The 25144-nt window shown below is 60.7% G+C and carries 16 protein-coding genes; 9 read left to right on the top strand and 7 right to left on the bottom strand.

What is annotated here, in order from left to right:
- Positions 1-48: 48 nt before the first annotated feature.
- The 3 genes from PRI8871_RS08250 (at position 49) to PRI8871_RS19555 (ending at position 9407) form a co-directional block, all read left to right on the top strand.
- On the top strand, positions 49-3825 hold the full coding sequence (locus PRI8871_RS08250; RefSeq protein WP_108885698.1) for a calcium-binding protein: 3777 nt from the start codon (positions 49-51) through the stop codon (positions 3823-3825).
- 454 nt (positions 3826-4279) lie between these two features.
- A complete protein-coding gene (locus PRI8871_RS08245; protein WP_108885912.1) occupies positions 4280-4582 on the top strand; it encodes a MarR family transcriptional regulator in 303 nt (100 codons plus the stop codon).
- 700 nt (positions 4583-5282) lie between these two features.
- Complete coding sequence (locus tag PRI8871_RS19555) at positions 5283-9407, top strand: calcium-binding protein (protein ID WP_181389410.1); 4125 nt, start codon at positions 5283-5285, stop codon at positions 9405-9407.
- Positions 9408-9436: 29 nt separating this feature from the next.
- On the opposite strand, the gene PRI8871_RS08235 is transcribed toward PRI8871_RS19555, so the two are convergent.
- Positions 9437-10957: a class I adenylate-forming enzyme family protein gene (locus PRI8871_RS08235; RefSeq protein ID WP_108885697.1), complete on the bottom strand. Its 1521-nt coding sequence runs from the start codon at positions 10955-10957 to the stop codon at positions 9437-9439.
- A 63-nt stretch (positions 10958-11020) separates the two neighbouring features.
- Positions 11021-11668 (bottom strand): LuxR C-terminal-related transcriptional regulator, encoded by a 648-nt coding sequence (locus PRI8871_RS08230; protein WP_108885696.1) that lies wholly within the window; start codon positions 11666-11668, stop codon positions 11021-11023.
- 70 nt (positions 11669-11738) lie between these two features.
- Between PRI8871_RS08230 and PRI8871_RS08225 the strand changes: the two genes are divergently transcribed.
- The 6 genes from PRI8871_RS08225 to PRI8871_RS08200 all read left to right on the top strand — a co-directional run bounded on the left by PRI8871_RS08225 (position 11739) and on the right by PRI8871_RS08200 (position 17405).
- On the top strand, positions 11739-12935 hold the full coding sequence (locus tag PRI8871_RS08225; RefSeq protein ID WP_108885695.1) for a substrate-binding domain-containing protein: 1197 nt from the start codon (positions 11739-11741) through the stop codon (positions 12933-12935).
- Between the two features lie 77 nt (positions 12936-13012).
- Positions 13013-13777 (top strand): ABC transporter ATP-binding protein, encoded by a 765-nt coding sequence (locus PRI8871_RS08220; protein WP_108885694.1) that lies wholly within the window; start codon positions 13013-13015, stop codon positions 13775-13777.
- Positions 13774-14478, top strand: coding sequence for an ABC transporter ATP-binding protein (locus PRI8871_RS08215; RefSeq protein ID WP_108885693.1), 705 nt, complete (start codon positions 13774-13776; stop codon positions 14476-14478). Before PRI8871_RS08220 ends, PRI8871_RS08215 begins: the two co-directional genes overlap by 4 nt.
- A gap of 11 nt (positions 14479-14489) precedes the next feature.
- The gene (locus tag PRI8871_RS08210) at positions 14490-15482 is read left to right on the top strand and encodes a branched-chain amino acid ABC transporter permease (RefSeq protein ID WP_108885692.1); all 993 of its coding nucleotides are present in this window, start codon (positions 14490-14492) and stop codon (positions 15480-15482) included.
- A gap of 7 nt (positions 15483-15489) precedes the next feature.
- Positions 15490-16560 carry a branched-chain amino acid ABC transporter permease gene (locus PRI8871_RS08205; RefSeq protein ID WP_108885691.1) on the top strand — a complete coding sequence of 357 codons (1071 nt, stop codon included), beginning with the start codon at positions 15490-15492 and terminating at the stop codon, positions 16558-16560.
- A complete protein-coding gene (locus PRI8871_RS08200; RefSeq protein WP_108885690.1) occupies positions 16557-17405 on the top strand; it encodes an alpha/beta fold hydrolase in 849 nt (282 codons plus the stop codon). The genes PRI8871_RS08205 and PRI8871_RS08200 overlap by 4 nt, the downstream gene beginning before the upstream one ends.
- Here the strand turns inward: PRI8871_RS08200 and cysG are convergent.
- Genes cysG through nirB form a run of 5 tightly spaced genes read right to left on the bottom strand, consistent with a single transcriptional unit; the run spans position 17402 to position 25142 of the window.
- Positions 17402-18766, bottom strand: coding sequence for a siroheme synthase CysG (cysG, locus tag PRI8871_RS08195; protein WP_108885689.1), 1365 nt, complete (start codon positions 18764-18766; stop codon positions 17402-17404). The genes PRI8871_RS08200 and cysG overlap by 4 nt on opposite strands.
- Positions 18767-18776: 10 nt before the next feature.
- On the bottom strand, positions 18777-19742 hold the full coding sequence (locus PRI8871_RS08190) for a glycosyl transferase family protein (protein WP_108885688.1): 966 nt from the start codon (positions 19740-19742) through the stop codon (positions 18777-18779).
- Entirely contained in the window at positions 19739-22375 is a 2637-nt protein-coding gene (locus tag PRI8871_RS08185; RefSeq protein WP_108885687.1) for a nitrate reductase, read from the bottom strand. The genes PRI8871_RS08190 and PRI8871_RS08185 overlap by 4 nt, the downstream gene beginning before the upstream one ends.
- Positions 22372-22704: a nitrite reductase small subunit NirD gene (nirD, locus tag PRI8871_RS08180; protein WP_108885686.1), complete on the bottom strand. Its 333-nt coding sequence runs from the start codon at positions 22702-22704 to the stop codon at positions 22372-22374. The genes PRI8871_RS08185 and nirD overlap by 4 nt, the downstream gene beginning before the upstream one ends.
- A complete protein-coding gene (gene nirB / locus PRI8871_RS08175) occupies positions 22701-25142 on the bottom strand; it encodes a nitrite reductase large subunit NirB (protein WP_108885685.1) in 2442 nt (813 codons plus the stop codon). Before nirB ends, nirD begins: the two co-directional genes overlap by 4 nt.
- Between the last annotated feature and the right edge of the window lie 2 nt (positions 25143-25144).

The raw sequence follows: 25144 nt of genomic DNA, 5'->3' as shown, positions 1-25144 counted from the left end.
AATTTGCGCGCGCCGCCGCGACACTGCCCCGGACCGAAAGGACACATCATGGCCACCAAAATCGGCACGAATCTGAACGATGTTTTTCAGTCCTCCGACATGACCAGCACGGACATTCTGAACACCAATGACGGCGAAGACACCATCATGGTCGAAGCGATGCAATACGGCTGGATCAAACGTGTGGATGGGGGCGCGGGCGACGACACCGTGGTTGTTGAACTGGCCAGCGGTCAGACCCACACCGACCGCAACCCCTATTTCGCCGTGACCGAAGTCGACCCGATTCTGTACGATGGCTACACCCACCGCCTGTCGCATTTCCAATACCTGTCGGGCATCAACCTGTTTCAGGCCGGGAACACCCTGCTGCGCGATGTTGAAACGCTTCAGCACCCGGACGGCACCACCGAAGACCTGACCACCGGCAGCCTGCCGTTTTTCGCTAAGGGTTTTGTGAAAACCAATGACGAAGACCGCGCCTATGTGTCCTCCGGCGAAGTGACGTCCTACAGCCGCCTTGTGATCAGCCTTGAAGACGGAACCGTCGCGCGCGGCTATCAGGACGTGGACTCGGGCCAGATCTATGTGAAGATCTTCGACAATACCGGCACCGAGATCGCCACAACCCTGCCCTTTGGCGAGGGCACGTACACCTATTACAATCCCTTCGAACAGGCCCAGACGCTGGCGCCGCAGCTGACCAAGCTGCAAGGCGGCGGTTTTGCGGTGACTTGGATCGAAACCTTCGACGAAAACGAAAGCACCGTCGCATCGTCCCGCCCGTCGATCGAAACAACGCTGTACATGGCGACGTTTGATGCCGATGGCACCGCGCGCGAAGACACCCCGCATATCATCTATCAAGACCCGGTGGGCGGCACCTATGACCCGCTCAACGGCCAGACGGTCACGACCTTGGCCAATGGCAACGTGCTGATCGGCTATCAGGGGCGCTATGCGGGCAACTACACGATGGTTGTGGTCGACCCGAGCACCGGCGCAATTCAGGACAGCACCTTTCTTGATGTCGGCAATTTCCCCGACCAATTCGGGATCGCCGCCACGGATGATGGCTTTGTCGTGTTCTACGAAAACGACACCACCCGCGACCGGGATGACAACACCATCTATGAGGTGATGGCCCAGACCTACACATTCGACACCGATAGCGGCGCTGCCGCGAAGGACGAATTGATCACGCTGTTCAGCTCTGACCCCGACGACTATATCCAGCACGACGCGGCATACGCCTATCTGGGCGATGGTGCCTTTGCGGCGGCCTTCTACAACAAAGACGACCAGACCCTGAAACTGGCCGTGTACAAAGACGGCGCGGTCACTCTGCAAACCGTGATGCCCGACGGGTTCGACTATGCCGCTGGCCAGATCTCTCTGATCGCGGCGCCCGGCGGTGGGGCCTACCTGTCGGCAGAGCTGTCGCAGATCACTGGCACCTTGTCCGAGCAGTACGGCAGCACGTCGCAAACCGTCTACATCGCGGATGACGGCACCGTGGGCGATTGGTTCATGGTGGCCCACAATATCGACGACATCGGCAATAATGGCCTGAACATCACAGCGGCCACCGATGATGGCATTCTGGCGTTCTGGCAGCAAGGCGCCGACCTTCAGTGGACCGCATACAACGACGTCACGAACTATACCGTCATCGACGGCACGGCGGGTCACGATTCACTGGTCACCAATGACGGCACCGACGATTGGGTGCGCGCCGGTAGCGGCGACGACACGATCGTCGGATCGCGCGGGGTGGATCGGTTCGATGGCGGCGAAGGTGCCGATACGCTGATCCTGAACTCGGACGACGATCATGTGCTGTCACTGGCCAGCGGCTATGCCCAGAACATGACCGGAACGACCCGCGAAGCACTGATTGCGATGGAGAACCTAGTGTCCGGCGCGGGCAACGATACGATCTATGGCGATGGCGACAGCAACCTGATTGATGCGGGTGCAGGCGACGACCTGATCTATGGCGGCGGTGGTGATGACACCGTGATCGGCGGTGACGGCACCGACACCTTCATGTTCGACGATTACACCATCTCTAGCAGCGTGCGGTCCTTGACCTTGGATGACGCGGCTGGCGTCGAGCTAATCGGCGCAGACCGGACGCAACTGTCCTTCGACTGGGTCACCCATTTGGACCTGAGCGGGGTGAACGGCTATAGCACGTTCTTCAACTTCGACCTCGACAATCAGGATGGCGTGACCTTCATTGGCACCCAAGCCGCCGACAGCGTCTATTCCAGCACCGGCGATGACTACATCAACGGCGGTGGCGGCGATGACACACTGGACGGCTATCAGGGCAACGACACGCTGAACGGCGGCGCGGGCGATGACCTACTCATCAGCAACGGATCGTCGGTGCATCCCACGACCTTCGTCTTTGACCGCGACTTCGGCAATGACACCATCAGCGGCTACAGCCGCAGCGGCGACGTGCTGGACTTCAGCGCCTTTACCGACGCCGAGATGGACCAGCTGAGCGTTGAGCAAGTGGGCAATGACCGCGTCATCACCATGCATGACGGCAGCACGCTAACGCTTCTGTCCACGGCGCGGAACTATCAAGCCTCAGGCAATATTTCGATCGGCGGCGACGCCTACGAAGACGCGATCCTAACGGCAGACGTTTCCGCCGTCAGTGACACCGACGGGTTTGACCCGGCAGATGCCACGTTCCAATGGCTGCGAAGCGGCGAGGCGATCGAAGGTGCCACCAGCGCAAGCTACACCCTGACCCAAGCCGACGTGAACCATACGATGTCGGTTCAATATAGCTTTACCGACCGCTTCCTGTCCGACGAGGTTGTGACGCGCGGCTTTGCCGCCCGGATCAACAACGTACAGGATCCGCTGACCGGCGCGGCCAGCATCACCGGCACGGCAGAGGTTGGCGAAACCGTCACGGCGGATGTTTCCGGCCTTTCGGACGAAGACGGAATTCGTGGCTACAGCTATCAGTGGCTTGCTGATGGCGTTGAAATCGCGGGCGCGACCGAAGCGACTTTCGAAATTACCTCGGCCCAAGGCGGCAAGGACCTCAGCGTCGCTGTCACTGTGCAGGACACCTTCTACACCTCGGAAACCGTGACCTCTGCCAGCGTCGCGGTTCCGATGTCCGATCAGTTGATCGAGGGCACGGCCAACGATGACCTGCTGCGCGGCGATATCGGCAATGATACTCTGCTGGGCCTTGATGGCACCGACACGCTGATTGGGGCCGACGGCAACGATAGCCTTGTCGGCGGCACGAGCGAGGATGACCTGCGCGACGTAATTTATGGCGGCAACGGCGACGACTATCTGGACGGCGGCTATGGCAATGACGAATTGCGCGGCGACGCCGGCACCGACACGATCATTGGCGGCTTTGGCGTTGACCTGATCCTTGGCGGCGACGGCAATGACGAACTGACCGGGCAGGCTTGGTCGGATCAAATCTTTGGCGGCAATGGCGATGACTTCATCAACGGCGGCTTTGGGTATGACCGGGTGAACGGCGGCGCGGGCGCGGACCGGTTTTTCCATATCGGCAATGTGAACCACGGGTCGGACTGGATTCAGGACTACAATGCAGCTGATGGCGACGTTTTGCAGTTCGGCGCGGCAGGCACCGCCGACCAGTTCCAGGTCAACTTTACCGAAACGCCGAACGCAGGCGTTGCAGGCGTGACCGAGGCCTTCGTCATCTACAAACCCACGCAGACAATTCTGTGGGCGCTGGTGGATGGCGGCGCCCAGTCTGAGATTAATCTGCTTATCGGTGGTGAAACGTTCAATTTGCTCGCCTAATACCTCGACAAAAAATAAATATCAGTTCGATACTGATTGAATGAATTAGGCACGCGTCCTCCAACACATGGGGGCGCGTGTTTTCCGTTCCATTGCGTGTACCATTGCCCGGCAAACCAAATGGAAAATCCCGTGCCAATGCCAACAATCTACGCCGGAAATGGAAACGATTTTTCCAACAGTTCGGCGGACTTGCCTTCGATACAACCACCCCAAAAGGCCGAGATGCCTTGCCGACGTTTGTTTTGGACATTCCACCAAAGAAATATGACGGGGGCTGGCACCCGCGCACTGTATCCACGGAAACTATTGAAAAGAGAGTCCGCGCAGATTTTCGGGGAATTGGCGTGCCAGAATACCCGCTAAACGCGCCCGCCTAGCGGCTCAAAACGCTTGCCTCATAGGCTTTTGATTTCTACCAATACGGAACAAGTGATTTTTGGAAGGTATTGAGATGTCGCCGCTCACTGGGCTGGCAAAATTGCGGTCGGCCCTTTGGCAGATGGAAAAAGACATGGGCCTGGACGATTTGTCCCGGAACGAACGCGATGTCCTTTACGCTTTTCATTCCGCGGCTTCTCAGACCGAAGGCTCAGGGATCGTGACATCCGACGCCGTGCGCCGTGACCGTGCGATTTCCGAGATGAAACACGCAACATTCCACCGCAGCCTGAAACGGCTTCTGGATATGGGCTATATCGAGCTGGCCCCCGACTGCAAAACCAAACAGTACCGCCTGCCCGATCATGTAGAGTGAACCCGCGTCTGGCGAATAGGGCTTAAGCGACCCGCGAATCAACCCAGAGGCGAAGTGTCATCGACGGATGAAAATATCCCTCTAAGCTGCACCTTCTGTCGCTTACGGCGCACACCGCGCCCGGTAAGCCATCACCAGCACAGAAACTCGGCACCCGCAAAAGGCGAGTCGGCCACTATTGTTTCCAGAAAAGCCCGATCCGTACCTAAGCGATCCACCTTGCGCAGAACGCTTTCGCCCCAACCAGACGCAGCAAACGAAGGGCCGATATAGTGCATTGATTATAAATGCATATTCGCCGCCCATCGGAGCGGCAGCGTCGCCGACGCATTTCAAATTGCCACATAAAGTGGTTCAAACAGACTCCCTAGCGGCCCCAAATTCACATGTTTGAAATGTGACAACAATGTGAAAATCACATCAAAATCGTCCTGTAAGGTGGCGCAATCACGTCGATAAGTTGTTTTTGTCTCTTGATCTAACGATAATCTTGGCTATCGTAAGGGTTGAGCGCAAGGGGTTGCGCTGGGAATGCACTCTGCTGCCAATCTGTCGCTGACGTCAAAATCCGCGACCTGAGCGCTTCCCAAACACAACCCATAGATGACTCAGCCGACACATAGTTGCCAAGTGTCGGCACTGCTGCTGCGACTCCCGAGCTGCCACTCGGGGGCCTGATACATTTCTGGGGGAATGACACATGGCCGACGTGATCGTCGACGTGCCTTTGGGCACGACTGCTGCGCAATTGCAATCTATGATTGATTCTGCGAGCGAACACACAACATTTCGTTTGCAGGAAGGAACCTATCACTTCGAAGATACCGTCGTTATCGGCAAATCCTTTGTCTCGCTTATTGGCGCAGGCAGCAACCTGACCACAATCACCGTGCCCTCGGGCCTTGGCACCGCGCCAGGCATTCAGGTGGGCCACGAACTGCACAAGCCCGAAATTCTGGCCACCACCGGGTTGGCACAGGCGGCATCGGTTGGCGACACCACCATCACGGTGGATGCGGGCCATTCCATCGCTGTGGGCGACTTCATCTACATCACGCAGGAAAACACGACCGAATTCCTGAACGAAATCGGCGACACGTCGTGGCGCAAAGACAAAGACCTGCGCACGATCCTTGTCGAAGTGACTGAGGTGAATGGCGATGACATCACCTTCGATTCCCCCCTGACCTTCGATTATGACCCGGCGATTTCTGAAGTTCAGACTCGCAAGATTCTGGAAGGCAACACCCTGACCGGGTTCCGCATGGAAGGCCCCTATGGCGAGTCCGTCGCGTCGAACTTCAACAACACCAAGGCCGGTCAGGGCCATATGATGATCATGATGGGCGGCGTGACCGAGGCCGTCCTGACCGATCTACGCATTGATGAGGCGATTTCGCACGGCATCACCTTTGCCGGAAGCACCGATGTCACCGTCACCGATTTCCGCATGGACGGCACTCATAACAAGGGCGGCGGCGGCAATGGCTATGCGCTGTGGCTGCGCGATGTCTATGACAGCGAATTCACCGGGCTGGACATCGTCAATGTCCGCCATGCGGTGATCTTTGCCTCCTACACCTCGGCCAGTGGCAATACGGTGCAGGTGGACTGGACCAATCGCGACGTCAACTTCCACGGCGGGCGCGACCAGAACAACACGGTGACGGTTGACGCTATGATCCGCCTTGGCGCGGAACAATCCTATATGTCGACTGCCACCTACTATAACCCCGGCGAACGCTGGGGTGCGCCGACGGACCCGGCGACCAACGATATCTATTTCCGTGAACTGGTCGCCTCGAACAAGGCCGATGATGTCTATAGCCACGCGGACGGATCGTTCATTCAGACTGTCGACAGCTCAGATATCGTGCACACCAACATTGGCGATGACCTGATCGACACCGGCTCTGGCAATGACACGGTCTATGCCTCGGGCGGGCAGGACACGATCATCGGCAATAGCGGCACCGACACGGTGATCCTGACCGGTGCGCTGGCCGATTACACGGTTCAGCAATGGGGCGGCGATCTGTTCCTGACCAAGGACGGCGCGACGACCCGGTTCAACACGGTGGAAAAGTTCACCTTTGCCGATGGGACGGTCACCGATGACACGCTGCTGGACATGGCCACCGATTTGGCTGCCGACCCCGGCGCAATCGTCCTGCCCGACCCGACCCCGCGCCCCGATCAAGGTACTGTGATCGACGGCAGCGACGGATCGGACACCACGGACGGGTCCGGCACGGACACGACCGGCACAGGCAATGACACCACCGGCGGGGCCAATGACCCCGGCACGATCCCCGGATCTGACATTGACTGGTCGCCGATGGACACCACTGGCATGACCACCATCGACGGAACCACCGGTTGGGAACGGGAGAACGCCTCGGTCAGCTTTGTGATGGGGCCGTTGCTGGACGCGATGCAGTTTGCCGCCGGTTCGGATTTGGATGTTGTGGGAAACGCGCTCGACAACAACATGATCGGCAATGACAACGCCAACCGGATGGAAGGTTACGGCGACGATGACCGGATCTTCGGCAAGGGCGGCAGTGACACGCTTTTGGGCGGCGAAGGCAATGACTACCTTGATGGCGGCAACCAGAATGACGCGCTGTTCGGCGATCTGGGCGACGATACAATTGACGCGGGCAATGGCGATGACGTCATTCTGGCAAGCGGCGGCGTGGACCAGATCAACGGCGAAGGCGATATCGACACGGTGATCTTCATCGGCGCATTGGCCAACTACACGATCTCGGAAACGGGCGGCGGCTTTGTTATCAGCAACGCCGAAGGGACGACCACCACGAACAGCGTTGAGAATTTCGTCTTCGACGGCACGCTGATCGCAGCAACCGACCTGATGACCGCGTGGACCGACGCCGTTGCCAATGACACAACCGACGGATCTGGCACTGACACAACCGACGGATCGAGCACAGACACAACCGATGGATCGGGCACAGACACCACCGATGGATCGGGAACCGACACGACTGACGGGTCCGGCACAGACACAACCGACGGATCGGGCACTGACACCACCGATGGGTCCGGCACCGACACCACCGACGGGTCCGGCACTGACACAACCGACGGGTCCGGCACTGACACAACCGACGGATCGGGCACAGACACAACCGACGGATCGGGCACTGACACAACCGACGGATCGGGCACTGACACAACCGACGGATCGGGAACCGACACAACCGACGGATCGGGAACCGACACAACCGACGGGTCCGGCACTGACACAACCGACGGATCGGGCACCGACACGACTGACGGATCGGGCACCGACACGACCGGCGGGTCCGGCACCGACACAACCGATGAGTCCGGCACCGACACAACTGACGGATCGGGCACCGACACGACCGACGGATCGGGAACCGACACGACTTACGACCTCTCTGTCTTCGAAAATGGCGACCAGACTGGCCTGTCCACGATCGCGGGGGCAAGTTGGTGGGATCGGCACGCCTCGGACGTCAGCTTTGTCATGGGCACCGATCTGGACGCGATGGAGTTCTCAAACCAGACCGACCTCGACGCCTTTGGCAACACCATGGACAACAACATGTTGGGCAACGACGGTGGCAACCGGCTTGAGGGCGGCGCTGGCGATGACCGCATGTTCGCGCGCGGCGGTGATGACACTTTGCTTGGCGACGATGGCAATGACCTGCTGGAAGGCGCGGGCGGCAATGACCTGCTGTTCGGCGGCACCGGAAACGACACCATCAAGGGCGGCAATGACAATGACACCGTTCTGGCCAGCACTGGCAATGATACTGTCGATGGTGAAGGGGGCGATGACACCATCATCTTCACCGGCAATATCGCCGATTACACCATCACCGGATCGTCCAGCCGCATGGTCAGCCTGAACGGCGAAACCACGCTGGCCAAGAACTTCGAAACCTTTGTCTTTGCCGATGTGACGGTCGCCGATGCGGACCTTCTGGCCGCCTATGATGCGGCCGTGGCTGGCTCGGACACGACTGGCACGGGTGATGATACGGCGGGCGCCGGGAACGACACGACGGGAACCGGCGAAGACACAACCGGCACCGGAAACGACACAACGGGCACCGGTGAAGACACAACCGGCACCGGGAACGACACAACGGGAACCGGAGAAGACACCACTGGCACCGGAAACGACACCACCGGCACAGGCGGGGATGAGCTGGCAGCGATCACCGACAGCTTTGCCGCCTCCGGCGATTGGTCGGAAACCCTGCCGGGTGACATCCTGGTCGTCGAAGGCATCGCAGGCACGGCGGACTATGGTCGCGGCGATGCCAGCTTTATCATGGGGGCCGATCTGGACTTTGGCCGCTTTGATACTGACGACGCCGCCGACGTCTGGGGCAATGCGCTGAACAACGACATCAACGGCAATGACGCCGACAACCGGATCGAAGGCCGCGAAGGCAATGACACGCTGGATGGCTATGACGGCGACGACACCATCATTGGCGGCTCTGGCGATGACAATATCGATGGGCGCAATGACAATGACCTGCTGTTCGGCGGGTCGGGCAACGATACGCTCGATGGCGGGTCTGGCAACGACACCTTTGTCTTTACCGCCGGGGCGGGCAGCGACCGGATCCGGGACTTTGGCGACGGCAATGACAAACTGCTACTGGCTTTTGCCAACATCACATCCGAGGCCGAGGCGCAGGCCTTTGTCATCGAAGACGACCGCGATGTGATCTTCGACTTTGGCGATGGCGACATCCTGCAAGTGGATGATGTCAACTTCTCGGATCTGAGCGGGCACTTCCTGTTCGGCTAAGACCACTCACGAAACCATCAGAGGCGGCCCTATGGGGCCGTCTCTTGGGTAAGGGTCTGACGCAGATCGGTCTTGAGCACCTTGCCGTAGTTGTTCTTGGGCAGCGCCTCAACAAAGCGATAGCCCTTGGGCCGCTTGAACCGGGCGATGTTGGCAAGGCAGAGCGCATCGAGATCTTCCGGGCTGACGGCAGCTCCCGGCTTGGCCACGACGAAGGCAATCACTTCTTCGCCCCAATCGACATGCGGCTTGCCGACAACCGCCACCTCTTGCACGGCGTCATGGGCCAAAAGCACCTCTTCGACCTCGCGCGGGTAGATGTTCGACCCGCCCGAGATGATCATATCCTTGGACCGGTCCTGCATGGTGACATAGCCGTCGTCATCCATGAACCCAACGTCGCCCGTCCAAAGCCAGCCGTCGCGAATGGTCTTTTCCGTAGCCTCAGGGTTCTGCCAATAGCCCTTCATCACGCCATCGCCCCGCACGGCGATCTCGCCAACCTGACCGCGTGGCAGTTCGGCCCCGTCCTCGCCCAGAATGCGCACCCGGCTGACCGATTGCGCCACCCCGACCGAGGCCAGCCGTTCGCGCCAGCGCGGATGACTTCGATCTGCCACATCGGCCCGCGACAGTGCGGTGATGGCCATCGGGCATTCGCCCTGACCGTAGATCTGAACAAAGCGCGGCCCCATGACGTCGACCGCATCAATGATATCGGCCAGATACATCGGCCCGCCCGCGTAGACGATGGTCTTGATCCCCTCGCCGGTTTGACCTGTGGCTTTGGCGTGATCGACCAAACGGCGCACCATGGTTGGGGCGGCGAACATGCTGATCGGCCCGACCTCGGGGGCCAATGCCAAAATCTCGGCCGGTTCAAACCCGCCGCTGTCCGGCACCACATGGCGCGCCCCGCGCATCACATGCATGAAGTTATAAATCCCCGCCCCATGCGACATGGGCGCGGCGTAAAGAATGGCGTCCTCGGGGCTGACATCATCGGCGTCGACGAAATAGCTCAGCGCCATGGCCTGAATGTTCCCGGCGGTCATCATCACGCCTTTGGGCTTGCCCGTCGTGCCTGAGGTGTAGAACAGCCACGCCATGTCATCGCTATCCAGCGTCGCGGGCGTGTCCATCGGCTGAAACGACGACATCCGGGCGAAATGATCGCTTTCGACGAACACCGGCTCCACCCCAGGCGCGTCCAGATCCTGCGCGATATCGCCCGACACAAAACACATCCGCGCCTGCGCGTCGTTCAAGATCCAAGCGGCCTCGGCCACATGCAGTTTGCTGTTGATCGGAATAGCCGCCGCCCCGGCGTACCAGATGCCGTATAGGGCAATCAGATATTCGATCCGGTTGGACATGAACACACCGACCCGTTCGCCATACCCAATCCCCTGCGCCTGCAACGCCGCGCCAAGCGACGCGGCCATCGTGTCAAAGGCGGCATAATCCATGCGCAACTGGGTGCCGGTCATCAAAGCCGGTGCGTCGGGCACGCGCCGCGCTGTACGATAGAGCCATTCTGCCGGGTTCATCAGATCCTCTCCTTTTGCGGGATCGTGGCGCGGCTGTGCGGGGGCGTCAATCCGCCCGTCGCGTCACGCCTTGCTATCGCGGTTGACCACATGATCCTTGCCGATCCCGCCCAGCGATTGGAACAGCCCGCTGGTGTTGTTGACCCCGAATTTCTTCAGCAGTTTGGCGCGATACACCTCGACCGTGCGGTGCGACAAATCCAGACGCAGGGCGATTTCCTTGCTGGTCAGCCCCTCGGCCAAATGCGAAACGATTTCACGTTCGCGCCGAGTCAGCGGCATATAAGGACGCGTGGCGCTTAGGTCGGCAAAGCTCCAGACTGCGCGCATCAGCGGGTCATCAGGGGTAAAAGAATGCCCCCGAACGCGGCACCAAAACAGCGATCCATCCTTCCGCGCCATGATCCGTTCATCCCAATAGCGGTTGGTTTCGCGCAGCTGTTCAATGCCCCTGTCGCGGATGTTCACGAATTCTTCGTCCGACGGATAGAGAATTGAAAAGATTTGATTTCTTAGATCATCGCAGGTGTATTGAAACATCTCGGCGAAGGCCCGATTGCAATCGCGGATCACCCGATTTTCGGTCACCACCAAACCCACCGGCGCATAGGCGAATGCCAGCTCGGCAAAGGCCCCATCTCGATAGCTGTCTTCGATACGTATTTCCACGATCTTGCCCGACTCCGCGCCCTCTGGAAGGCTGTGCCCCATGCATGAGGCATAACAGGACGCAGCGGCCACGCGCAACGATTGTACAGCCCCGGCGTCAAGGGAGGTTGAAATGAAATCCGTTTTTAAACTGATCGGTGCCACCGCGGTGGCGCTGTCGGTCGCCGGTTCGGCATATGCCGAAGATCCGGTCAAGATCGCATTGGTCCATGGTATTTCGGGCCACTCGTTCGAGGTGTTCTCCAAGCAAGCGCAAACCGGGTTTGCCTTGGGTCTGGAATATGCCACGGGCGGCACAAACACCGTCAAAGGGCACCCGATCGAAATCGTCCACAAGGACACCCAGTTCAAACCCGACGTGGCCCGCGCCGTTCTGGCCGAAGCGTTTGAGGATGACGACGTGATCCTGGCCGTTGGCGCCACCTCGTCCGGCGTGACCAAGGGCTTGCTGCCCATCGCCGAGGAATACGAAAAGATCCTGATCGTTGAACCCGCCGTTGCCGACAGCCTGACCGGCCCGGACAGCAACCGCTATATCTTCAAAACCTCGCGCAACAGCTCGATGGATATGCAGGCCCAAGCGCTGGCGCTGAAGCCCGACGCCAACCTGCACGTCGCCACGCTGGCCGAAGACTATGCCTTTGGCCGTGACGGCATCGCCGCGTTCAAATCGGCACTGGAAGGCACCGGCGCGACCGTGGAAACCGAAGAGTACATCCCGCAAGGCACCACCGACTTCACCGCCGCGACCGAACGCATGTTCAACGCGCTGAAGGACAAAGAAGGCCGCAAGGTCATCTTGATCTATGTTGCTGGCGGCGGTGATCCGATGGGCAAGATCAAAGACATGCAGCCCGAACGCTATGGCATCGAAATCTCGACCGGTGGTCACATCCTGCCCGTTCTGCCCACGTACAAACGCGTGCCGGGCATGGAAGGCGCGATCTACTACTACTACGAAGCCCCCAAGAACGAGATCAACGACTGGCTGGTCGCCACGCACCAGGAACGCTTTGACGGCCCGCCCGATTTCTTCACCGCAGGCGGCATGGCGGCAGCTTTGGCCGTGGTCAAGGCGCTGGAAACCGCCGATGAGTGGGACACCGAAAGCCTGATCGCCGCGATGGAAGGCATGTCGTGGGAAACCCCCAAAGGCACCATGACCTTCCGCCCCGAAGACCATCAGGCACTTCAGTCGATGTACCACTTCAAGATCAAGGTCGATGACAACGTCGATTGGGCGATCCCGGAACTGGTCCGCGAAATCAAGCCCGAAGAAATGAACATCCCGATCGGTCGCACCAACTGATCTGGATAGGCCCCGGCGCTGACCACGTGTCACACACCCAACCCAAGGTGCCGGGGCCATTTACAACAGGTTTTCCCATGTCCCACCCTTCGCTTGTCACGCAGGATCTGACCATTCGGTTCGGCGGCCATGTCGCCGTGAACGCGGTCTCTTGTGAATTTCGCCCCGGAGAGTTGACGGTCATCGTCGGCCCCAACGGTGCCGGCAAGACCACTTATTTCAATCTGATTTCCGGCCAATTGCCCGCAAGCGCGGGCAAGGTTCTGAAAGACGGTGTTGATCTGACGTCGATGGCCCCCTCGGCCCGTGCGCATCACGGCATTGGCCGGGCGTTTCAGCTGACCAACCTGTTTCCGCAACTGACCGTGCTGGAAAACATCCGTCTGGCGGTACAAGCCAAAAGCGGCGATGGCCGCCGCCTGTTCCGCCCTGCCGCCCGGATGACCGAACTGACCGCCAAGGCCGAACGCTATCTTGAGGCGACGCGGCTACAAGACGTGAGCCATGTGGCCGCCGCCACCCTGCCCCATGGCGATCAGCGCAAGCTGGAGGTGGCGCTTTTGATGGCGATGGAGCCTGACATTTACATGTTCGACGAACCCACCGCAGGCATGAGCCTTGACCACGCGCCGGACGTGCTGGACCTGATCGCCGAGATCAAGCACGACCAGAGCAAGACCGTCCTATTGGTGGAACATAAGATGGATGTGGTGCGCGCGCTGGCCGACCGGATCATCGTGCTGCACAACGGTGAATTGCTGGCCGATGGCCCCCCCGATGAGGTCATGAGCAGCCAGATCGTGCGCGATGTTTACCTCGGCAAATCGTCGGAGGTCGCATGACCCTGCTTTCGCTGCAAAATATGAAAACCAACATTGGCCAATACGCTGTGTTGCACGATGTCTCGATCGAGGTGCCCGAAGGCGGCGTTTTTGTCCTGCTGGGCCGCAATGGCGCGGGCAAAACAACCACGCTACGGTCAATCATGGGGCTTTGGCAGCCATCACCGGGGTCCGTCACCTTTCGTGGCCGTGATCTGACCGGGCTGCACACGGTTGACATCGCCCGGCTTGGCATCGCCTTTGTACCCGAAAACATGGGTATTTTCGGCGGGCTGACGGTCGAGGAAAACATGATCCTCGCCACCGCCAAAGGCACCTTCGACCCAAAGCGGCTGACCTATATCTATGATCTGTTCCCGGCGCTGCAAAAGTTCTGGGACAAACCCGCGTGGTCGCTGTCGGGCGGGCAGAAACAAATGCTGGCCGTGGCCCGCGCCATCATTGAACCGCGCGAGCTGATCTTGATTGATGAGCCGACCAAGGGCCTAGCCCCGGCGATCATCGACAACATGGCTGCGGCCTTCCGCGAAATCGCGCAATCCACAACGATCCTACTTGTGGAGCAGAACTTTGAATTCGCTCGTTCGCTTGGTCAGAACATGGCCGTGATCGACGACGGGCGCATTGCCCACGCTGGCACCATGCAGGATTTCGTCGCCAATAGCGCCCTGCAAGACCAGTTGCTTGGCCTATCGGTTTAGGGGGACAAAACGTGACCCAAATTTCCGCAACCCTGTCGCGGCTTGGCGGCGTGTATCTGTTGCCCGTGGCGGTGTCCGTCATCGCATTTATCCTGATCGGGGCACCATCCTCTTGGGTGACGCTGACCGTCGCGGGGCTTGCGATGGGGATGATGATCTTCCTGATGGCCTCGGGCCTGAGCCTTGTCTTTGGCCTGATGGATGTTCTGAACTTCGGGCATAGCGCCTTTGTCAGCTTCGGCGCCTTTATTGCAGCCTCCGTTCTGGCATGGCTGGGCGGCTGGCTGGGGGCCGATAGCATCGCGCTGAACATGCTGGCGCTGATGGCGGCCTTTACGGCGGCAATCCTGTTTGGCCTTGCCGCGGGCTGGTTCTTTGAAACCGTCGTCATCCGTCCGGTCTATGCCGATCACCTGCGCCAAATCCTGATCACCATGGGCGCGTTGATCGTGGCCGAACAGGCCATTCTGGCGATCTGGGGCGGATCGCCCCTATCGGTGCCGCGCCCGAACTTTCTTCAGGGGTCGTGGTTGATTGGCGATGTCACGATCGAGATTTACCGCGCCTTTGCCTTCCTGCTGGGGCTGGCCGTCTACATCGCGCTTTACGCTGTTCTGAACCGCACCCGCATTGGTCTTCTGATCCGCGCCGGGGTCGAGAACCGCGAGATGGTCGAGGCGCTTGGCTTCCGCATTGATCGGCTGTTCATCGGCGTCTTTATGGCCGGGTCGGCGCTGGCATCGCTGGGCGGGGCCATGTGGGCCGGGTATGAAACGCTGATCACCCCCGCGCTGGGGGCCGAGATGATGATCGTGGTGTTTATCGTCGTCATCATCGGCGGGCTTGGGTCGATCCAAGGCACGCTGCTTGGCGCGATCCTTGTGGGGCTGATGGCCAATTACATCGGCTTTCTGGCTCCGAAACTGGCGCTTGCGTCGAATATGATCCTGATGATGGCCGTGCTGCTTTGGCGGCCCAATGGCCTGCGTCCGGCAGTGAAGTGAGGCTCCGATGACCCAAGTTACCAACGGCACCCGCATCGTCAAAGCCATCGTCCTGCTGATCGGAGCATTGCTGCTGTTCGCCCCTTTCCTGTTCCAAGACGTCCGCTCGATCGAGGTGGCGGCCCGGATCTGTATCTTCGTCGTTCTGGTCGCCAGCTATGACCTGCTGATCGGCTACACCGGCATCGTCAGCTTTGCCCATACCATGTTCTTTGGCTTCGGCGCTTATGGTGCCGCCATCGCCCTGCGCCAGATGGGACCGGGCTGGGACGCGGTGGCATTGGGCGCGCTTGCGGGCGTTTTGGTGTCCATCGTTGTGGCCATCGCAATTGGCCTTCTGTCCCTGCGGGTCAAGGCGATCTTCTTTGCGATGATCACGCTGGCCGTTGCCTCGGTTGTGATGGTGCTGGCCTCTCAGCTATCGCAACTGACCGGGGGCGAGGACGGGATCACCTACAAAACGCCCGAAGTGTTCAAGACCGCCTACAAGCTGGTCACCGATGCCGACGGCAAGGTCGTCAAGGTGTTCGGCGTCAAACTGAATGGCAAACTGGCGGCCTATTACTTTGTCTTTGCCACCAGCCTGATCCTGTTCATCGCCTTGCTGCGCATCGTCGCCTCGCCCTTTGGCACGGTCCTGAAAGCCATCCGTGAAAATGAGGCGCGGGCCGAGGCAATCGGTTATCGCGTCGTCGCCTATCGCACGGCGGTCTTCGTGATTGCCGCTGTCATCGCGTCTCTGGCCGGGACGGTCTATGCGATCTGGCTGAAATACACCGGGCCGGACACCGCGCTGAACTTTTCGATCATGATCGACATTCTGCTGATGGTGGTGATCGGCGGCATGGGCACCATGTGGGGCGCGGTGAACGGTGCGGTCCTGATGGTTCTGGCGCAATATTACCTGCGCGATCTGATGGGCGTCGCGGCCGAGGCTACGGCAAACATCCCCGTCCTGCCCTATCTGCTTGACCCGCATCGCTGGCTGTTTTGGCTGGGGATCATCTTTATCCTGCTCGTTTACTTCTTTCCCAAAGGGCTGGCTGGCACGATCATGGCGAAAGGGGCCCGCACATGAGCCCGCGCTTTGCCTTTGTCCCGGTCATGGACCATGAAATCCACGTCACGCTTTGGGGCGATGCGGGCAAACCCGCGCTGGTGATGTGGCACGGGCTGGCGCGAACGGGGCGCGATTTCGATGAAATCGCCGCCGCGCTAAGCGACAGCTATTTCGTCATCTGCCCTGACACCATCGGGCGCGGCCTATCAAGTTGGAGCCAAGACCCCGAGGCGGAATATTCCATCGAATATCTGTCCGGCATCGCGGTGGATCTGCTGGATCACTTCGGCGTCGATAAGGCCGCTTGGCTGGGCACGTCGATGGGCGGGCTGGTGGGCATGCGCATGGCGTCGGGGCCTTTGGCCGAACGTCTGCGCTGTTTGATTATCAACGACATCGGCCCCGAAATTCCGCAAGAGGCCATAGACCGCATCCTGACCTATGCAGGCAACCTGCCGGTCTTCGACCAGATGTCTGAGGCCGAACAGTGGTTGCGGCAGGTCTACGCCCCCTTCGGCCCGGCGGATGAGGCCTTCTGGACGCGCATGGTCCGCACATCAATCCGCCGCAAAGACGATGGTCGCCTGACGCTGCATTACGACCCGCAGATCATCACGCTGTTTTCCGCCTCCGCACATGAATTGCACACATGGGACAGGTGGGACAGGATCACCCTGCCGACGCACCTGATCCAAGGCAAAACATCCGACATTCTGCCTGATGCGACCGCGCTACGGATGACGCAGACCGGCCCAAGACCGGCGCTGAGCGTGTTTGACGATTGCGGCCACGCGCCCACCATGTCGCGGCCATCCGACATCGCACTGGTGCGCGGAATCCTGGACCGGCTTTTGTCGATTTAGGCGCGGGCCAGCGGAACGACGGTGCAGGCTTGGGCCATGTCCTTGGGCCAAGTGGCCAGAATGGTCGCGCAGCCCGATACCGCATGGTCCCGCAGCGCCTGCGGCAGGTCCGCCAGCACCGTGTCAAACAAATGCTGACCGGGTTTTGACACCTCAACCCCAACGCTGACGGGCGCATCGGCGGGCATCCCGGCGGCGCGCAGGCTATCCACGATCTGCGGCGCGTTTCCGACCGACATATAGAACGCCATGGCCGTGCCCGGATGGGCATGACGCGCCCAATCGGGGGCCGCGTCTCCGGGGCGGACCATGCCTGTCGCAAAGACCAGCGTATCAGACACACCGCGTTCGGTCAGCGACCGGCCCGCCGCAGCAGCAGCGCCCATAGCGGCGGTGACGCCCGGCACGATCTCGGTCTCGATCCCTTCGGCGCGGGCGGCCTCAAGCTCTTCTGTTGCGCGGCCAAAAATGCCGGGATCACCGGATTTCAACCGCACCACATTCAGCCCTTTGCGGGCCTCGGCGGTGATAACTTCGCAGATCCGGTCTTGCGGCCAAGCACAGGCCCCCACGACCTTGCCAACATAGACCCGCCGCGCATCGGGGCGGGCATAATCCAGCACCTCGGGGTCGACCAAACGGTCGTAAAAGATCACATCGGCGGCTTGCAGGCGATTGACCGCGCGCATGGTCAGCAGATCCTTGGCACCGGGGCCAGCGCCGACAAGGCTGATATGGCCTTTGGCCGCGCCCTGCCCATCTTGCACAGCGCTTTTCAGCAGCTTCAGCGCCTCACGCTCTTGCCCCTTGCGGAACATCTGCCACGGCGCATCGGAAAAGGCCCAACGCCACAGCCGGTTGCGGGCGGGGGCATCAAGCGCTTGATCGGCGGCACGGCGCAACGTGCCTGCAAGCGCCGCGAACCGGCCCAATGCCGGATCAAGCATGGTTTCGACATCGGCCTTGATCTGGCGGGCAAGGCTGGGCGCGGTGCCTTCGGTCGCAATGGCCACAACCACCGGGTCGCGGTCTACCAAGGTCGGCAACGCGAAATCCGACAGATCGGGACGTCCCGACACGTGCACCATGCGCCCGGCCTTGGACGCCGCCTGCGCTGCATCCAAGTCCGCGTCGCGCGTGACAAAGACCACATCGGCACTGGCAAAATCAGGCACGGCAACCAGCGTGATCTGCCCTGCCTCGCGCAGCGCCTCAAGTTCCCAATCCAGCGTCTTGGCGCTGACCAGCACCGTCGCGTCCGTTCGCCCAAACAGCCGCGCGCGCTGTGCTGCCTCTTCGCCGCCGCCAAGGATCAATACGGTGCGGCCCGTGGTTTTGACGAAAAGAGGGAACTGTTTCATCGAAAGCTCCTTAGGCCGCACGGGCCGATAAACGGGATGTCCAAATCTGTCGTGCAAGGCGATCCGGGTCAGAGGCCCCAAGCGTATCCAGCGCCAGCGCCGCCGTGCCCAAGACGATTTCTTCGCAATAGGCATCGTGCCAATCGCCCGACCAAAGCGCGGCAAGGCAGCCCGGATCGGTCGGCCCATCACCCATCCGGCGCGCGGCATCCAGCACAGGGGCGGCCGGGGCCTCCCACAATGCACCGCTGCGCAGGCCAAAGACTTCGATCTGCTTGCCGGGGTTGCGCTCAAATTCGCCGCCGCCGCCTTTGATCACGCTCAGGGCCGGTTGCCCCAATGCCAGCGACGCCTCTTGCTGCAAGGCGCGGTAGGGCGGATGAAACACGCCCTGAACCCCGGCGGGCGCGTCAAACGGGTTCAGCACCCGAACCACCGTGTTGATGCAGGACCGCAGGCCCAGCGTATCGCGCAACAGCAGCAGATCGTGCAAGCGCGGCGCGAAAGATTCGAGCGGCAGATAGCAAATGTTTTGCGCAGCCAAGGCCGCCTCGGCCCCGGTCAGATCCCTTGCAATCGGAACGCCCGTCAAAGGCAGCGCATCGCGCACCGATGCGTGGCTGGCCTGATGCGAATTCCAACCGTGCAGCAGCACTTTGTACCCGGCCATGGCCACGACCCGCGCCGACAGCAGGAACCATGGCAGACCCCGCGTGCGACCGGCGGCATAGCTTGGCCAATCCAGATCCACCGGCAGACGCCCGGTCAGATCCTGCCGCGCACCCATTGCGAACCCGGCGATTTCATCCGGCGTTTCGCCCTTCATCCGCAGCAGCATCAGCAAGGCACCCACAGCCTCGGGCGCGGCTTGATCGGTCAGGATCAGCCGCATCGCGTCCCGCGCCTCCTCCAGCGACAAGGACCGGGATCGGCCCGGCCCCCGGCCAAGGATACGGACGTGTTCGGATAGACTCATTCAGCGGCCTCCAGGACTGTTGCTTTGGACAACAGTGCCTCTAGTTCAGGCCTGCACGAGCCACAATTGGTCCCGGCTTGCAGCGCCGCGCCGATCTGATCGACCGTCGCCAGACCCTGCCCTTCGATCGCAGCAAGGATGGTGTTCACCCCGACCGAGAAACAAGAACAGACCACCGGCCCCGGATCGGGCTGATCGGCGGGGGCCATACCCGTGACAGCATGATCCGCTGCCTGCCCCGGAAGCGCTGCCAGATAGTCACGCATGACCGCAACGGGCTTCGGGCTGGCAAAGAACGCGGCCTCAAGTACGCCGTCGCGATAGAAGGCAAAGCGGTGCACGCCCGAGGCCGGATCGCTGACAGACTGGCAATCCGCCCCTTCAACGCCCAGCATCTTGGCGGCATAGGCCTGCCAATCCAACGGCACCGTTTCGCCTGCCATTTCCACACGCCACCCGGCGTTGGTGCGGGCGCGGGCCCAATAGGCGGCGTCGCAGGTCAGATCATTGCGGGACACACCAAAGCCGTACCATTCTGGCTTAAACTCGGCCACGGCCACCACGGCGGCCTTGCTTTCGGGCTGGCCCGACACCGGATCAACCACGCTCGGCACCAGCACATCAATCCGCGCCGACGGGGCCGTTTCGCCTGTCCAGTGGATCGGCGCAAAGACCTGACCGGGGCGCACGGCATCCGTGATCAGCGCCCGCAGGATGCACGACCCAATCGGGCTGGTCACCCGCACAAGGGCGGCGGGCTGAATGCCAAGGGTTTGCGCGTCTTCGGGGTTCACCTCAAGGAAGGGTTCGGCCAAATGGGCCGACAATCGCGGCGATTTGGCGGTGCGCGTCATGGTATGCCACTGGTCGCGGATGCGCCCGGTGTTCAGACGGAACGGGAAACGCGGCGCGGTGCGGGCCACCGGTTCGCGCATCCGCACGGCCAACATCCGCCCCTTGCCATCAGGCGTAAAGAACCGCCCATCGGCAAAGAACCGGCCACCCTGACGGGTCTTGGTCACCGGCCAGCGGGTCGGCTCTAACGCCTCATAGCCGTGGTCATCCAGATCGGACCAGCCCGAAATGTCAAAATCCTTGCCCAGCATCCCCGCAACGCCCGAAAGCGCCGCATATTCGCGGAAAATCTCGGCCGGGGATTCATAGTCGAACGCCGCCTCAAAGCCCATGCGGCGGGCCACATCGGCCAGGATCGCCCAGTCGGCGCGGGCCTGACCGGGGGCGGGCAGAACGCTGCGCTGTCGGCTGATGGTGCGATCTGAATTGGTGACCGTGCCGTCTTTTTCAGCCCAAGCCGAGGCGGGCAACAGAACATCCGCCAAGCGCGCGGTGTCAGTGTTGGCGGTGATGTCAGACACGACGGTAAAGTCGCAGCCTTTGATTGCCGCGCGCACGGCGTCGACGTCGGGCATCGAAACGGCGGGGTTGGTGTGGATGATCCAAAGGGCCTTGATCTTGCCCTCACCAACGGCGCGGAACATGTCCACCGCCTTCAGCCCCGCCGCCGTCGGCATGTGCGGCGCATCCCAGAAGTCCCGTACCGCCTGCCGATGATCTGCGTTTTCGATGTCCAGGTGACAGGCCAGCATATTGGCCAGCCCGCCAACCTCGCGCCCGCCCATGGCGTTGGGCTGGCCCGTCACGCTCAGCGGGCCCATGCCGGGCTTGCCGATACGGCCTGTCGCAAGGTGACAGTTCAGGATGGAGTTTACCTTGTCCGACCCAGAGGAGGATTGGTTCACGCCCTGACTATAGACCGTGACGACCTTTTCCTTGCCCATCCACATCCGATAGAATTTGCGAATGTCCGAAGCCTCCAGCCCGGTTGCCGCCGGATCATCGGCCATCGCGGCGTGCAGGGCTTCGTCAAACCCGGCAATATTGCGCAGATAGGCCGCATCAAGCGCACCGCCTTCGTAAAGGGCGGTCAGCAGCCCGTTGAACAGGGCCACGTCGGTGCCGGGCTTGAGCGGCAGATGCAGATCAGCGGCATCGCAACTGGCGGTGCGGCGCGGATCGACCACGACCACCTTCAGACCGGGCCGCGCCTTTTTGGCGGCCAGAACACGCTGATAAAGAACCGGATGACACCACGCCATGTTCGACCCGACCAGCACGATCAGATCGGCCTCTTCCAGATCTTCATAGGTGCCGGGCACGGTGTCGGTGCCAAAGGCCCGCTTATGCCCCGCCACCGACGACGCCATACACAGGCGCGAATTGGTGTCGATATTGGCCGACCCGATGAAGCCTTTCATCAGCTTGTTGGCCACATAGTAATCTTCGGTCAGCAACTGACCTGAAACATAAAATGCAACGCTGTCGGGGCCGTGCTGTGCTATCGTGTCCGAGAATTTCTGAGCCACCAGCGAAAGGGCACTGTCCCAGTCCGTCTCATCCCCGTTCACACGTGGCGAAAGAAGGCGGTCGTGCAACCAAACGGTTTCGGCCAAAGCCGACCCTTTGGAGCACAACCGCCCAAAATTCGCGGGGTGCACCTGATCCCCGCGAACGTCGATGCCCCCCGACCCATCAGGCCGAAGCACAACCCCGCAGCCTACGCCGCAATAGGGGCAGGTTGACCGTTTTTCGAAAATCCCTGCCCCGTCTTTCATGCGGCTGTCCTTTTGCCGACGGCATCGCCGTCAATCAGGATGCGCTGGTTTTCCAGTCGCACCGGATAGGTGGCGATCTGTCCCTCGTCCGCCCCTTGCGCTTCACCTGTTTCCAGACTGAAGACCCAGTTGTGCAGCGGGCAAGTCACTGACTTTCCATGCACGATTCCGTCTGACAACGGCCCGCCTTTGTGCGGGCAAGTGTCGGATGCTGCGAAGACCTCGGCCTCATCCGTGCGGAAGATTGCAACGCAACCAACCGGCGTTTTGATGATCCGCGCACCGCGAAGCGGGATATCTTCGATATGTCCGATGTCGATCCAACTCATTCGGCGGCCTCCAGTGTCAGGTTGGCAAGCGGCGCATATTTCGCCGGTTCCTTGGCGTGTTCGGCCCAAGGATCTTTGCGATAGATGGATTGCGAGATCTCGAACCGGTCCACCAAGGCTTTGCGGTTTTCCAGATCGTCGACGACCTGCTGCTTGACCCAATCAAGGCCAACCTTCGCCACCCATTTATAACCGCGATCCAAGTATTTGGCGTTTTCGCGGTAGATCTGGATAAAGGCGGTGGTCACCTCGATCGCCTCGGCCTCAGTTGCGACTTTGGCCAGCAGTTCGGTTTCCTTGACGTCCATACCGGCAGCACCTGCGACCGAGACCTCATAGCCCGAGTCGACGCAGACAATGCCCACGTCCTTACAGGTCGCTTCGGCGCAGTTGCGCGGACAGCCGGAAATGCCCAGCTTGACCTTGTGCGGGGTCCACGACCCCCACAGAAGTTTCTCAAGCTTCACACCAAGGCCGGTGGAATCCTGCGTGCCAAAGCGGCAGTGATCCTTGCCGACGCAGGTTTTCACCGTGCGCAGACCCTTGGAATAGGCGTGGCCCGACACAAGCCCCGCTTGGTTCAGATCGTACCAGATGCCCGGCAGATCCTCTTTCTTGACGCCCAGAAGGTCGATCCGCTGACCGCCCGTCACTTTGACGGTCGGCACGTTGTACTTTTCGGCGGCGTCGGCGATGGCGCGCAGCTCATCTGGGGTGGTCAGACCGCCCCACATGCGCGGCACGACGCTGAACGTGCCATCCTTTTGGATGTTGGCGTGGTTGCGTTCGTTCACAAAGCGCGACTGCGGGTCGTCCTGATACTCCAGCGGCCAATCGGCCAGCAGGTAGTAGTTGATCGCAGGGCGGCACACATGGCAGCCGTTGCGCGTTTTCCAACCCAGTTCCTGCCAGACGGCCTCTTGGCTTTTCAGCTCTTGCGATTTGATAAGCCGGCGCACGTCTTCGTGGCTCAGGTCGGTACAGCCGCAGATGCACTGCGCGGTCGGCATAACGAAATCATCGCCCAGCGTCGCCGCCAAAAGCTGCTCCACAAGCCCCGTACAGGTGCCACAGGAATTGCTGGCTTTGGTGGTGGCCCGCACTGCGCCCAGATCGGTCGCACCGCCTTGGATCGCGGTTACAATGGTTCCTTTGCAAACGCCGTTACAGCCACAGATTTCCGCATCATCCGGCAAGGCTGCAACGGCTGCCAAAGGGTCCGCTGAGGCACCCCCCTGGAAAGCCGGGCCAAAGATCAACGTCTCGCGCATGTCGGCAACGTCGGTGGCGTCTTTGATGTGGTTGTAGAACCACGCGCCATCTCCGGTATCGCCATACATCACCGCACCGATAATGCGGTTGCCCTTCAGGATCAGGCGTTTGTACACACCGCGCGCCGGGTCGCGGAAGACGATGTCTTCGCGGTCGTCGCCATCGGCAAAATCGCCCGCGCTGAACAGATCACAGCCCGTGACTTTCAGCTTGGTCGAGACTTCCTTGTTCACAAAGGTCGCGTCCTGGCCCAGCAGGGTTTTCGCCACGACCTTGGCTTGGTCATAAAGCGGTGCCACAAGCCCGAAGATCGCGCCGTTGTGTTCCACGCATTCGCCCAACGCCAGAATGTCCGGGTCAGATGTGACCATCTGATCGTTGACGATCACGCCGCGATTGACCTCAAGGTCAACCGCCTTGGCCAGCGCCGTGTTCGGGCGGATGCCTACGGCCATCACCAACAGATCGCATGGCAGTTCGGTGCCATCGTCCAATTGCAGGGCACGGACATGGCCCGCTTCATCACCAAGGATCTGCTTGGAGTTGGCCTTGCACAGAACCTTGATGCCCTTTTCGCTCAGCGATTTGCGCAGCAGATAGCCTGCGGCCTCGTCAAGCTGGCGCTCCATCAGGTGGCCCATGATGTGCACAACCGTGACGTCCACCCCCTGCGCGGCCATGCCCGCGGCGGCTTCCAGCCCCAGAAGGCCCCCGCCGATCACCACCGCTTTGGACCCCGGCGTTTTGCCAAGGTTCATCATGGTTTCGGTGTCTTCCAGATCGCGGTAGGGGATCACGCCTTTCAGGTCGTGGCCCGGCAGCGGGATCATGAACGGGTTTGACCCGGTGCCAAGCACCAGCTTGTCATAGGGCACTTCGCCGTTTTCACCGATCACCACCTTGCGGGCGCGGTCGATGTTGATGACCTTTTCGCCAAAGCGGCAGGTCACACCGTTATCGGCATACCAAGCATCGTCATGGGTGACGATTTCTTCGTAGGTTTTGTCGCCCGCCAGAACCGGCGACAACATCAGGCGGTTGTAGTTCCCGCGCGGTTCGGCGTTGAACAGGGTCACGTCATAGGCATCTGGAGACGCATCAAACAGATGCTCCAGCGCACGGCCCGAGGCCATACCGGCGCCAATGACAACGAGTTTTTGGGTCATGG

It is taken from the genome of Pseudoprimorskyibacter insulae, from assembly GCF_900302505.1.
Classification (GTDB): Bacteria; Pseudomonadota; Alphaproteobacteria; order Rhodobacterales; family Rhodobacteraceae; genus Pseudoprimorskyibacter; species Pseudoprimorskyibacter insulae.
This window is presented reverse-complemented; position numbering and strand designations above follow the sequence as displayed.